General features: G+C 35.6%; 12 protein-coding genes. 4 read left to right on the plus strand and 8 right to left on the minus strand.

Annotated features, from left to right (window positions below; all coding sequences use genetic code 11):
* Window positions 1-16: 16 nt before the first annotated feature.
* From AC52CF_RS16520 to AC52CF_RS16530, 3 genes are all read left to right on the plus strand, one after another.
* On the plus strand, window positions 17-964 hold the full coding sequence (locus tag AC52CF_RS16520) for a hypothetical protein (protein WP_214588640.1): 948 nt from the start codon (window positions 17-19) through the stop codon (window positions 962-964).
* A 187-nt stretch (window positions 965-1,151) separates the two neighbouring features.
* Window positions 1,152-1,763, plus strand: a complete 612-nt coding sequence (locus AC52CF_RS16525) for a TerD family protein (protein ID WP_214588639.1) — start codon at window positions 1,152-1,154, stop codon at window positions 1,761-1,763.
* Window positions 1,764-1,951: 188 nt separating this feature from the next.
* Window positions 1,952-2,998, plus strand: coding sequence for a TerC/Alx family metal homeostasis membrane protein (locus AC52CF_RS16530; protein ID WP_214588638.1), 1,047 nt, complete (start codon window positions 1,952-1,954; stop codon window positions 2,996-2,998).
* Window positions 2,999-4,784: 1,786 nt separating this feature from the next.
* Here AC52CF_RS16530 and AC52CF_RS16535 read toward each other — a convergent pair.
* The 4 genes from AC52CF_RS16535 to AC52CF_RS16550 form a co-directional block, all read right to left on the minus strand.
* Window positions 4,785-5,012: a phosphate ABC transporter substrate-binding protein gene (locus tag AC52CF_RS16535; protein ID WP_290261862.1), complete on the minus strand. Its 228-nt coding sequence runs from the start codon at window positions 5,010-5,012 to the stop codon at window positions 4,785-4,787.
* A gap of 126 nt (window positions 5,013-5,138) precedes the next feature.
* Window positions 5,139-5,666, minus strand: coding sequence for a DUF6584 family protein (locus AC52CF_RS16540; RefSeq protein ID WP_496517398.1), 528 nt, complete (start codon window positions 5,664-5,666; stop codon window positions 5,139-5,141).
* A 119-nt stretch (window positions 5,667-5,785) separates the two neighbouring features.
* Entirely contained in the window at window positions 5,786-6,397 is a 612-nt protein-coding gene (locus AC52CF_RS16545) for a hypothetical protein (protein WP_496517399.1), read from the minus strand.
* A gap of 171 nt (window positions 6,398-6,568) precedes the next feature.
* Complete coding sequence (locus AC52CF_RS16550) at window positions 6,569-8,086, minus strand: TROVE domain-containing protein (RefSeq protein ID WP_496517400.1); 1,518 nt, start codon at window positions 8,084-8,086, stop codon at window positions 6,569-6,571.
* 304 nt (window positions 8,087-8,390) lie between these two features.
* Between AC52CF_RS16550 and AC52CF_RS16555 the strand changes: the two genes are divergently transcribed.
* On the plus strand, window positions 8,391-8,837 hold the full coding sequence (locus AC52CF_RS16555) for a VOC family protein (protein WP_496517401.1): 447 nt from the start codon (window positions 8,391-8,393) through the stop codon (window positions 8,835-8,837).
* A 188-nt stretch (window positions 8,838-9,025) separates the two neighbouring features.
* On the opposite strand, the gene AC52CF_RS16560 is transcribed toward AC52CF_RS16555, so the two are convergent.
* The 4 genes from AC52CF_RS16560 to AC52CF_RS16575 form a co-directional block, all read right to left on the minus strand.
* On the minus strand, window positions 9,026-10,537 hold the full coding sequence (locus AC52CF_RS16560) for a slipin family protein (protein WP_496517402.1): 1,512 nt from the start codon (window positions 10,535-10,537) through the stop codon (window positions 9,026-9,028).
* A 1,016-nt stretch (window positions 10,538-11,553) separates the two neighbouring features.
* The gene (locus AC52CF_RS16565; protein ID WP_496517403.1) at window positions 11,554-12,102 is read right to left on the minus strand and encodes a 3'-5' exonuclease; all 549 of its coding nucleotides are present in this window, start codon (window positions 12,100-12,102) and stop codon (window positions 11,554-11,556) included.
* 108 nt (window positions 12,103-12,210) lie between these two features.
* On the minus strand, window positions 12,211-12,882 hold the full coding sequence (locus tag AC52CF_RS16570; protein WP_496517404.1) for a 3'-5' exonuclease: 672 nt from the start codon (window positions 12,880-12,882) through the stop codon (window positions 12,211-12,213).
* Window positions 12,852-13,415 carry a phosphoesterase gene (locus tag AC52CF_RS16575; protein ID WP_336711044.1) on the minus strand — a complete coding sequence of 188 codons (564 nt, stop codon included), beginning with the start codon at window positions 13,413-13,415 and terminating at the stop codon, window positions 12,852-12,854. The genes AC52CF_RS16570 and AC52CF_RS16575 overlap by 31 nt, the downstream gene beginning before the upstream one ends.
* Between the last annotated feature and the right edge of the window lie 40 nt (window positions 13,416-13,455).

Consider the following 13,455-nt stretch of genomic DNA (forward strand, 5'->3'; position numbering starts at 1 on the left):
TAACGAGAGATAAAAAGTGAATGATGATGCTGTAAACATATTGTCTCAGAGCAAAAGAAGATTAACCAAACTTAAACTTCTCGCGAATTTTTTTGAAAATGTTGATATAATTTCGATCTACATTAAGACGGATATTATCCATAATCTTTTTCAGGAAAATAAGGGACTCGATTACAGCAAACTGGAACTTTTTCATCTTCAGTACACCGACAGTCTCATTGAACTTTTAACCAAAATTAAACGGCAGAAGGAAAATGATATGCTGGCGGTTCTTAATGAAATTGATGTTAACAGCAAATACATTTCCGGTTTTGAGGAAAAGCGTGTTGACGGCTTCGAAACAGACCGGAAAATGTACAGCGGTATTTTTTCTAATCAGCTGAAAAGCCTGTATAATGATCTTACGGAAGATAAATTTCGATTGAACTGGGATAATGTTCTGTATTTCAACAAAAAATATGCGGCAGAATTCTACCGTTCAAATGTTGATGAAGAATTGCTGAAGTCCGGTTCTTTTCCTGCCTATCAGTATAAAGATTATCAGATTGAAAGAAAATTATTGGGAAGACTTAACATTCAGAATTTTAAAGTCCGCTTTGTGTGTGGATACGCCATCGCGGGAAACGAATATGAATTGTTTAAGATTTTTCAGTCTGAAGATCATTTCATCTTCGATATTGAAGGCAGAAAAATGTATCTGATTGATCCTAAAAAACTGGAAAAACTAGATACAATGCCCAACGAATCAAATCAGGGAACAATTGTTTATCAGTTAAAAAGAAAGAATGAACAATTGGAACAGACGATGAACGAAAGGAAAAAAATATTACCGGAACAGGTCATTGCCGTACTTCAGGATTACATTAAAAATCTAGAAAATACAGACGTGATGAGTAAAATGTTCGACATTAATGAGGAAACCAATATTCTTCGCGCAATGCTGAATTTAAATTTAAATAATTAGTAAAAGTAAAAAGTTTTAAAATTCAATTCTTTACAAACTTTTTCACTTTACTGCCATCATTTGCTGAGTGAAACGCCTTTGCGAACAAAGATATGCAGAACAATTAAAAAAAATCTTTGCGAATCTTTGTGTTTAAACTAAGCACAGTAAAAAAAAATTAAAATTAGAACTAAAACAAAATATAACAATGGCTATTAACTTACAAAAAGGTCAGAGAATAAACCTTACAAAGGAAAACGGAACTACGCTTACACAGGCTTGTGTAGGAATCAACTGGGGGGCAATTGAGAAAAAAGGATTCTTCGGAGGGATTACAAAAGAAGCGGTAGATCTGGACGGAAGCTGTATTTTATACGATTCTAATAAAAATGCAACAGAAGTAATCTATTTTGGAAACTTAAGATCAAAAAACGGTTCTGTAAGACACAGCGGAGACGATTTAACAGGAGATGTGAATGGAGATGACGGTCTTGACAATGAGGTGATTACTGTAGATTTCAGCAATCTGGATTCCAATGTAGAACACGTTGCTTTGGTTCTGAACAGTTATAAAGGTCAGGATTTCGGGACTATTCCTTTCGCATCCATCAGAATTTATGAAGGAACGCCAACCAACGTAAGAGAAGTTTTTGCGAAATATGATATTGCGAACGATGCTTCTTTCAGAGGTCACGTTGCCATGGTGATGGGAGTTTTCTACAAAAGAAACGGAGAATGGAAGTTCAACGCGATCGGAGATCCTACAGCAGACCGAAAACTGCAGGAAACAATAGAAACTGTAAAGCAGAAATATTTGTAAAATATTAGTGTTTAAAATGATTATCAATAGGAACGGGCTTTAGCCCGCTTGCATTAAAAATAGGTTCCAATCCGGCTTTAGCCAAAACTTATTAACTATTGAATAAATTTTTAAAATAAAAAATAAAACTTAGCAATACTTGTACCCGTACAAATATTGCTTTTATCGTATAATAAGCACATTTAAAAGTGGACAAACATCAAGGTATTTTAGATCTTCATCCCGGTCTGGTTTGGGGATTTGCGGTAACGGTAGTTATCATGTTGCTTCTGGATTTAGGAGTTTTCAACAAAAAAAGTCATGAAGTTTCTTCCAAAGAAGCTACAATCTGGTCAATCGTATGGATCTCGCTGTCTATGGTATTCTCCGGCGTGGTTTATTGGGTTTTCAATACAGACGGAAGTCCCGAAAGTCATGCTTTGGCAGTGGAGAAATTCACGCAGTATCAGGCGGCTTACTGGATTGAGAAGGCGCTTTCGGTGGATAACTTATTTGTATTCATCTTGGTTTTCGGGTTCTTTAAAGTTCCGAAATACCTTCACCACAAAGTTCTTTTCTGGGGAATTATCGGAGCATTGATTTTCAGAGCAATTTTCATTTTTGCGGGTGTTGGATTAATTAATCTGACCTATCTGCCTGAAATGAATATTTTCGGACATCCTGTGAAAATCAATATTGTAATGACTTTATTCGGGCTGTTCCTTGTATATGCAGGAATAAAATCCTGGGGCGACGGAGACGATGACGACGAAGAAGATTACAGCAATACAGCAGGAGCAAGACTGATTAAGAGATTCTGGAAAGTTTCAGACAATTACGTGGGCGACAAATTCTTCACGGTACAGAACGGAATGAAAATGGCAACCCCGCTTTTGGTTGTTGTAGCGGTAATTGAATTTACAGACGTTCTTTTTGCAGTAGATTCCATTCCGGCAATCTTTGCGATTTCTAATGACCCGTTTATTCTTTACACCTCAAATATTTTCGCGATTCTGGGATTAAGATCATTGTATTTCCTGTTGGCGAATTTCATTCATATGTTCAGCAAATTGCCTTATGGTTTGGCAGTTATTTTATCGTTCATCGGAGTAAAAATGCTGATCGCACCATGGTATCACATTCCGTCTCCGGTTTCTTTGGGAATCGTTGGAGGAGTTTTGGTAATTTCAGTGATTCTGTCTTTAATCTTCCCTGATAAAAAGGAGGACGAAGACCAAGAAAAAATTGAAGAATAAGATTATTTATATCTAAAGAAAAAAATCCGAAAAGCAATATGCTTTTCGGATTTTTAATATAAAGATTACAAACGGGAAAAGAAAAGCGGGGCATCGTTCTGCCGGAGTCGAACCGGATAATCTTGCCGGATCAGTAGGCTTCATTATTCCTGCCCTTCGATTGGTGACGAAGTATCTTTTCTCTACAACACTTTATATTTTAAAACAAGGCAACAACCAGAAAGTGCAATGTCGTGCTCTAACCAACTGAGCTACTTTTCCTATTTTAATTTTGTGTTTTTTAAACTGTGGAAAAGGCGGGACTCGAACCCGCGACCCCGTCGTAATGAGCGAAGTAACACTATTCTACGGCACTTGTATATTATAAAACAGATAAGGTAAAAGGCGAAAAAGGTATTTTTGCTCTTATGAGCGCCGCTCTTACCCGATTTGGGCAGGGAGCCGGCAATTCTACATCTGCGAGAGACTTACGCTTTCTTTCGAAAACTTTTGCCCAGTTGGTTTTCAACCCAACCTCACCAGTTCGGTCGCCCGAATTACGCTACCTTAGGACCGTTATATTTACGAAGTAACCCTTCTCTACGACACTTATCTGTAAGTTTTTAAAATTAAAAAAAGAGGCAAAAGACGAGAAAACTCTTTATTATAAATCATTTTCAGATTTATTCTGGAGTCGAACCAACATCATTAAGATTAACCGAAGTAAGTTTTCTCTAACGGCACTCTTTATTATATCAAGGTAAAATTTCGTACAGACACTTACTGGCTTACATCTTACCATTAGACTACTGTTTTCACAGGCAGGATTTGAACCTGCATCTTAAGCGGGGAAACGAAGAATTTCTGTACTACGACACCCGATATTTTTAAATTTTCAATAAAAAGAGGCAAAAGGCGAAAAGACAGACATGCACCTGATCCCTACTGTTATTCAGGAAATTGCACTTGTTTTTTAGATTTTTTGATCTAAATAATTGCTGTTCGAAGTAAGCCTTTTCTACGGCACTCTTTTGTTTTTTAAATCAAGGTAATAATGTGAGAATCTTTCAGTGCTTTTGCTCTACCGTCTGAGCTACTCTTCCATTTTGGAACAGGCAGGATTCGAACCTGCGACCCAAAGATTAAATATCGAAGTATGATTCTGAAACGACACTTGATTTTTTATGTTTTTTAAATAGTTTTCTTAAAAATTACAAGGCAAACAGTGATAAAAGCTGTCTTAAAAACCGTCTAGCCACTCGACCACACCTTTCGGCGAAAGGATTCGAACCTCTGTACAAATCGAAGTAACTTTTATCTACGGCACTTGTAAGTAATTTTAAAATCGAGCAAAATTTTGAAAGAGACTTTTTCAGTTTGGATTCGAAGGAACTCTTTCTTACGGCATCGATTATTTTTTAAGTTTTTATGGTTATTGTTTTTTGTTACTGCAAAATTACTCTATTGGTACGCAATCTTTTTACGCAGTTAAAATTATTTTTTAAAAAAACCAAGTAACATGGTATAAGAGTTTTTGATATCAATTCAAATTTTAAGTAAGACGATGGAACTCTTATGATGACGACATTGGTTATTTAAAACCGGGCAATGTAACGAAAAGACTCTTGTTCAAGTCGAAATCAAAGGAATTCTTTTCTTACGGCACCGGTAATTTTTTTAAAGTAAGGTAAAAAATCAAACAGAGACTTACTGACAGAGTGATACCATTACACCATTCCGAATACTTGGAAACAGGATTCGAACCTGTATTGCTGTCCCTAAACGAAGAAATTCTGTTTTACGACACTTACTTTTTGGTTTTCCATTGGGTTTTTCTGTATTTTTTCCAGTTTCTCTGAAACTTAATTTCTTTTGAATTAATGGTTTCGTAGCCATGTGGAAAACACCAAGAACATCCCATTTCATCTCCATATAAAATTCTGGAAATCTGCACATTCGAAATTTTCTTCGGAAAGTCAATTAATCCATATTCATTGCTTCCGAAAGACTTCTTTAATGTTTTAATTTTTTTCATAAGTATTGAGTATTTAACCTCAATACAGTGTTCCTTTAAGCCATTTTTTATAGTAATTCATGGTTATCTGTTTTTGTTGATGCAAAATTATTGCGTTAGTGCGCATTCTTTTTACGCAGTTAAAATTTATTTTGAAAATATTGACCCGATAATCTCTCCCAGCTTAACAAGTCCTAAAAATGGAAGTAAAATAATTCCTCCAATGAGCAAATAAAGCCCTACATTACTAAAAAAGCTATCTTTAGATTCTGTATAATTTCCTTTTTCTCTTTGCTTTCTTTTAAAATCTGGAATTCGTTTTGTTTTCTTAAAGCTATCGGTTTCCAGTTCCTTCAGAATATTTTTTGCGTATTCCGAAAGCTGAGTTTTATCTCCCCGAAAAACGATATCTTTTAAAATAGCATTTCCGGAATTGCTTAATGAATTCCTGTACATCTCAACGGCTTCTTTCATGTCGAAATTCTGAGGTTCAGATAAGATCCAAAACTTTCCGGCTTCATCTTTAAATCCTGAATCATAGTAAATCTTAGCCAGTTTCTCTCTCAAAGAAAGATCGTCGGGAAACTCATTGATCAGATTTCGAAGTCTGTCGCAGGCTTTTTTCTTTCTTCCCGCCTTAAGATCCTGTTCAATTCTGTAAAAAATAGTTCCCATTATTTATAATTATTCATTTGTTCGTTTTGAATTTGTTCCTATTTCAAACAGTAGAATCTTCTTAACGTTCGTACAGCTTATTTTCTTAACGCCTTCATTTCATAGGTCGGTTTTTAAATTTATATTTCTGTCAAAAGCTTAATAACTCTATCATTGAAATGTGTCTGCCGTTCTTTTATTTTATTAATTTCGATTTGCAAATCTAATTCATCGACTTCAAAAACAGATTGTCTATTTTCCCATTCATTTAACAAGTCCTCGGTATAATCGGAAAATTGAATTTTACCATTTTCTTTTTTGTAGAAAATCCATGGATGCCCAATCCATAACTGTGACCAATCTGATGAACTATTTTCGAAAATATATTCCCAATTTTTGATATCCTCAAGATCTGCACAACATTGTGGCTCAAGAAGAAGTTCATTGTCTTTCTTTAAAAGAATTCCTCCATCAAAAAGCATCAAGTAATTTTCTTCTTCAATATCTATATCTCTATCATCGAAAACTATTTTTAAAATAATCTTCAGATTTTCATCATCAATTGTTTCAATATCTACGAAATAAGAATCTTCCTCGATTAATTTTAGATTAAGATCTAAAGTAGATATAGCTTTTTGCCATCTATCATTCCGCTCTTCAGAACTTGAAGAGTATGATAATTCAGGAATCTCATAGTCTTCTTGAGAATATTTAACGGGATTGATTTCAATAACGTTAAAAAGTTTTATCATTTTTTGCATTTTTTTAGCCCCGATCGCAGCATTTGTTTGAGCTCATTTTCTGGATTTCGGCTGTGGCGGCTTTGCCGCCACAGCCGAAATCCAGAAAATAGCGAGTGCGGAGAGCGGGATTAAGCTCCTGAAAACAATAATTATTAGTCTTATTTTTAAAAGCAGTGCCTTTTACAGCACTACTTTTTTAATCATTTCTACGGCAGATTTTTTATCTTCCAAAGCGTTCAGTACATCGAAAATTTTGTCGGACCAACCTGCGATAAGGTATACATCGTTTTGTCTGATATCCAAAGGCTGTCTTCCGTAACCCGCCAAGTCAAAAATATACAATTTTGCATTTGGGTGAAAACTTTTGTATTGATTCCAAGAATCTTCGAAAGAATTTCGGGTTCCGTTGCTGTTCCAAAGCTGAGTATCGGTGAAAATCATTACTTTATCTACTTTTTCGCGTCTGTTCAGCAAATCCTCGATGACCAGATAACCGTTAGTAGAGTAACCTACTTCACCTTCTCTTTTATAGAATGCATCCACGTTTCTCAAAATACCGTTTTTAGGCATCGGAACTCTTTTCCATGTGTCACCGAACATACCTGAAATCACATTTTTGCACTGCGACTGCAACATCATCGACATTAACAGACCAATATCGTACAGCAAAACTTTAGATCTTGGAGAAACCGGCTGTTGCATTGAAGCGGAAACGTCTGCCGCAATTACGACCGAAGTATCGAATCCAAAACCTTTGATATTTTTGGCACTTACCAAAACCGCATCTTCCAATGCTTCGAGAATGGATGATAGATAAGGTGATTTCATACTTTTTAGTTCTCTGTACGCCGACAAGAATCTGAAAGGCAGTTGTTTTGAATTTCTTACGGCTTTTTCATCCGAAAGATAGCTGCAAACTTTCTGCATCGCATCCGGAGAAACGTTGGCTTCCAGAATATTTCTGAGGTTTCGCAAAGTTGCCATATACCCCAGTTTGTTGCTGAAAATCAGTTCTTCCCATTTGTTTTTGAAGGCTGCTTTTCTTTCGGCATCATCGGCAAATTTTGTCTGACCTAATACTGAAAGTTCTACTTCCCAAGTGTAAGGTGTTTCCAACGAATCGTTGACGATTTTGTTGAAAATAGCCTGTTGGTTTTCATCTTTTGCTTTCGGGTGAACCAGAAACAGGGCATCTTTCAGGGTTACCTCAGCTTTTCTGTTGTATTTGGCGAACTGGTATTCATCAAATTTATTGAATGATTTTACCAGACCTTTCTGAATTTGCTTTGACAGTTTGTTCAGTTTTTTAAGATCTGTTCTTTCGTTTGCCAATTGGTAATACGCCAAAAGTTCGGTAATTTCATCCGCTCTCTGAATAACTCCGTCGATGGTTCTGCTTACCAAGTCTGTACCTGAAGTCTGCTTTGCCAATTCGGTTGTCAAAACCAACGGAATGGAACGCAGGTACATATCTTTTCTTGCATAAACTGCCAATTTTGCAACGAATTCCGGATCATTTTTCTGAATCAGGGACTGAATTCTTGTAAGTCTTTCACTTCCTTTTTCATAGGTGGTATTGGATAATCCTGTTGTAACAACAGCACTGTACAATTCTTCTGCAGGTGTCATCGTATAAGCTTTTGCACCTTCGTAGTTCGTTACTACTTTATTCTCTTTTCTTAAAAAATTAAATTTCATGGTTACTGTTTTTTTGTTAAACATTTCAGAGGATTATCACTTTTTCCCTGATTTCTGATGCAAAGTAAGGATGCTTTTGCGCAATGTTTTTGCGTAGTATGTTTTTTTTGAAAAAAATTTTATTTAAACACTAATTGCACGAATTCTTGCAGTAATAACAACAATCTTCCTTGTGAAATTTGTGAAAAAATTTGTGGTATTTGTGTTTAGAAAAAATCTATCATTCATTTTATATAAAGGAATTAATAATGGAGAGTTTTTGGAAATACGTTTTCTAGATTTGTTTCATTAAAATTTTAAACTCATGATTAAAGGACTGTACGAGACTCATATTCAGGTGAGTGATCTGGAAAATGCAATAAAATTCTATACCGAAATTTTGGGACTGGAATTTGCCCATAAAGAAGAAAACCGAAGAATTGCATTTTTGTGGATCGGAAAAAACAAGGAATCCATGTTGGGATTATGGGAGCAGAAGGAAAATCTGCAAACGAGACATTTTGCTTTTACTACTGATAAAGAAGATATTCTGAATTATTCTGTCGAATTTCTGAAAAATAAAAACCTGAAACCTTATAATTTTCTGAAAGACGGCATTGAAAAGCCAATGGTTTTTGCATGGATGCCTGCTTTGACGATTTATTTTAATGATCCGGATGGAAATCAGCTGGAATTTATTTCGATTTTAGAAGGTGACGGAAAACCTGAATTAGGTGTGGTTTCTTATGAGGAGTGGATGAAAAGGAAATAAAACTGTTTCATTTTCCCACAGATTTCTCAGATGTACACAAATCCGATTAAAGAAAATATAGATTAAATTTCATTAAAATCAGCGTTATCTGCAAAATCAGCGAGAGAAAAAAATTATTAATTGTCTATAAAAAACAAGACAGGCTTTGCATTCACAAAACCCGTCTCTATCATAAAAGTTATTAGTTTCTATTTTGTGAAGATTTCTTTCAGTTGAGAAACAATGTTACTGTTTCCGGAAACGGTAATATCTCCAATTTTGTCGGCGATTTTCTCCATATATTCCATTTCTTTAAGCTTCCAAAGGACTTCGTTTTCTTCCATTAATTTCGCGGTATTCAGCAAGCTTCTTGTGGAAGCGGTTTCTTCACGTCTCATGATGCTGTTTGCCTGAGCTTTTTTCTCGGCAATCAAAACCTGATTCATGATTTCCTTCATTTCTCCTGTTAAGATTACATCTCTGATTCCCGCATCGGAAGCTTTTAAACCAAGATCTTCGGCTTTGTTTCCAAGATTTTCAAGGATTTCTTTTCCTACAGAATCTTTTTTCAACAATAATTCATCCAATGTTAAAGCTCCAACGAATTCACGCAAAGCCAACTGCATCAGAATATATAATTGCTTATCATATTCTTTATTTTCCATCAACGCTTTTTCGATGTTTTCCACCTGAAAACGCACATAGAAATTAATACGCAGCATCGCTTTATCTTTGGTCAACAATTCCTGACCTGCAATTTCCATTTGCTGCATCCTCATATCTGCCGATTTTACTTCGATGGAAGTTTCGTTGTTCCAGAAGTAGTACGTTCCGGCTTCAAGAACTTTGGTTAATTTTCCGTCAATTAACAGTAATCCTCTATGCTGATTGGATACAATAAATTTTCTTACATAATTTCTCAATCTTACATTTTCCAAGAGAGTCTTCGAAATATCTTCTGTAATTTCAACTTTCATCAAATTCACTTTTTGAAATTCTCTGTCCACAATATCTTTCCAAAATGCATACAGACCCACGTTTAATACTTCTTTTAAACTTCCGTTTTCATATAGCAAAATGATTTCTCCGTCTTTTACCTCTACAATTTTCAAAAAATCTTTAAGAGGTTCAGATTTTATCAAAACAGCTCCGTTTTCATGGGCTCCGAACTGTGATTTTAATTCATAGTTTGGATCTACAATTTTAACTTCAACAGAAGATTCATTATTCCAGAAAGAGTAAAGACCACTTTCCAAAACCTGACTCAGTTTTCCGTCAATTAATAGCAACCCTTTATAGTGAGAAGGCACAACAAACTTTCTTACGAAGCTTTTTAATTTCATATTTTCCAAAACTGTCTTGGAAATTTCTTGTGAAATCTCAACTTTAGCCAAGTCGATTTTTTGAAACTCTCTGTCCAAGATTCCTTTCCAGAATGCATATTGACCAATATTCAAAACGTCTTTGAAAATTCCGTTTTCGTACATCAGAACAATCTCTCCTTCTTTTACTTCAACAATTTCCAATAACGATTTCAGGTTTTCATTTTTCAACAAAAGATGAAGATCAGTATCAGAATTAAACAAAGATTTCATATCATAAATCTTTACAGACTTATTTCCAAAAATCCAGAAATTACCTTCTTTCAAAATATCGATCAGATGTCCGTTTTTAAAAACCAAACCTGTTTCGTATGCTTTAATTTGTACATTTTTTATCATCGTCTTACTATTTTAATGGTTACTATCAATTAAAAGGAAAATCCGGAATCTCTTCTTCCGAAAACGGCGGAAGGAAAGCAATTCAGAAAAAATCATCGAGTTTGGAATTTTATTTTTCAAACTCATTTTCTAAATATTCAGATTTTGGGCGTGTCCCTCGTCTTGGCTTTACCAAAAGCCCGGGTCGCTACGTCCTCTTCTACTCCTCGTTCGTCGCTTGCGCTCTTCACTGCGGGGTATCCGCTACCATCGCTCACGCGGAAAACCGTCCTTTTTAGAAAATTCATTTCAAAAATTATTCATTCTTCATCTCCATTTCATTCTCAGAAAACATCTTTTCTTGCTGGCTTTTTCAAAATGTTGATTGAACAACTGAAAAAATTCCAGACTTTTCCATGAACATTTTTAATGAGAACGTTCAAACTCGCTAAAAAAAAAATAGATTTTGAGTCTATTTCATCTACATTAAAAGTGTAGTGCTCTAACCGGACTGAGCTACCTCATTTGAAGTGAGGGTGGGAGTCGAACCCACGCATAAATCTACTGTTCTACCATTTGAACTATATCCCTTTTCAAGAGATAGAAGGACTCGAACCTTCAACCTATAGAGTCGTTTGAGATTTTTTGGGAAATCCCGAAACCTTCAGATCAAGCTGAACAGAACGAAATCATGTTTCTCAACAAATTCTTCTGCAATGGTGATATACCGAAACACCCAACAAGACCTGCCTGATATTTTAACTAAAATCTGTTTTTCAAAATTTTAGTGTTGTTTCATTTTGATGATGCAAAGTAAAAAAGGAATTGCGCAATGATTTTGCGCTGTATAAAATTTGTAATATTTTTTGTCATTGCGAACTGAAAGTGAAGCAATCTTTCTGTTTTTTCGAGATTGCTTTACTTCGACAGGCTCAGCACAGGCTTACTTCGCTTCTTGCAATGACAGGTATGGAAATAAAAAACTCCCTTTTTAAAAGGAAGTCGTCGTTACATTTTTAGATTGGTAAACTGTTAAATTATTGTTGCAAACACCAATGCAAAATTTTTGCAATATTTTTGGCATCATCTACTCCTCTATGATGCGTTCCTTCAAGTGTAAGCTTTAATTCGCCTAAAGCTCTTGCCATACCTACACTTTTACGAATCGTGGGATGCAGTTCTCCGAATAATGTTTTCACATTGATGTGGTCATCGCTCAAAGGATAATCTACATTAAATCTTCTTGCCTGATTTTGAAGCATATTAAGATCGTAGTTTCCGTAACTTGCCCAAGTCAGATCTTCAGAATCGTATTCTGCTCTCAGAATATCTAAAGCATCTTCTAACAAAACGCCTTCGTCATCAAGCATCTGCTGTGTAATGGAAGTCAGTTCCGTACAAAACGGACTTACTTTTGAGTATTGAGGTTTTACTAAAATTCCTTCATTTTTAGAAATCTTTCCGGTTTTTGCATCCATGATACACACTCCGATTTCTATGATCTCACTTTCCTGTCCTCTCGGCGGTCGGTCTTCCCAACATGTGGCTTCAAGGTCTATAATTAATATGTTGTCTGTTGTTTTCATTGTTGTAATATTTAATTGTTAAAGTCTGGAAAATGGATGCGGGAAGATGGAAGTTTTTACAGCGTGTAATTTACTTCCAGCCTCCAGCTTCAGACTTTCAGCCCAAATTCACCTCAAAATTTCTCTTAAAATTCTGGCGGCGTTGTAAGCATCGTCTGCTCCGCTGTGATGATTTCCTTCAAAGTCCACGTTCATATAATTGAGGGCTCTTTTCAAACCCATCATTTTATGATGTCCAATGTAATTTTTGAATTGATACATCACATTGATGTAGTTTTCGGAAAAAGGATTTTCGATACCGAGATAATCACACTGTTCCATGATCTGCTCTTTATCAAAGTTTCCGAAACCTGCCCAAGTAAGCTGAGCTGAGTGATATTCATCTTTGATTTTTTCGCAGGCTTCTTCGAAATAGATTCCTTTTTCTTCGATGAGTTGCGGAGTAATTCCTGTAAGTTCTGTACAAAATTTATTGATTTTAGATCTTTCGGGAATTACATAAATGCTTCGTTTTTTGGAAATTTCCTGCGTTGTTCTGTTTAATTCGCAAATTCCTATTTCTATAATATCGGTTTTTTGGCCGGTGGGAATTCTGTCATTTTCCCAACACGTAGCTTCCAAATCGATAATTATGATTTTGTTTGTTGTTTTCATGATTTTGATTTTAGGTTGGAAGATGGGAGCAAGAGGCTGGAAGTAAATTACACGCTGTAAAAACTTCCATCTTCCTGCTTCAGACTCCCAACTTTCTAATTTCTCGGCGCAAACGGCGGTGTCCATTTTTTCCTTTTCATGATTTCCTTTACCTCCTCGTAAGAAACCGGATAAAAATTATGGCAATCTACTCCTACATCGAAGCTCAGAGCCATTTCATCGTCGGGTAATGTTCCGTGCGAATGACCGTAAAGCTGCCAAACGCCACGGTGTGAGCCGTTCCATGTTCTCATGGCGTAATGAAAGAGAATAATTTTCTGTTTGCCGTTGCTGTTTTCAGGCTCATCAATTTTCAGTTCGTGATAATCTCTGATGGAAGCAAATCGTTTTGGATAGGTCAGCGCTGCACCTTCATGGTTGCCTTTTATCAAATGAATGTTTCCATTTAACCGGTCCAGTATTTCTTTCGTGAAATCCGGTTTGCCTAAACTCATATCACCTAAATAATAAACGGTGTCATCTTTACCGATCTTCTCATTCCATCTTTTGATGAGTTCTTCGTTCATGTGTTCTAAAGACTCAAAAGGTCTTTCGGAGAATTTTATAATATTTTCGTGACCAAAATGATGGTCTGCTGTGAAAAATATGTTTGGTTTCATTTTTTAATTGTTTGTTTTTTAACTACAATATTTCACTATT

It is taken from the genome of Chryseobacterium sp. 2P (assembly GCF_059579425.1).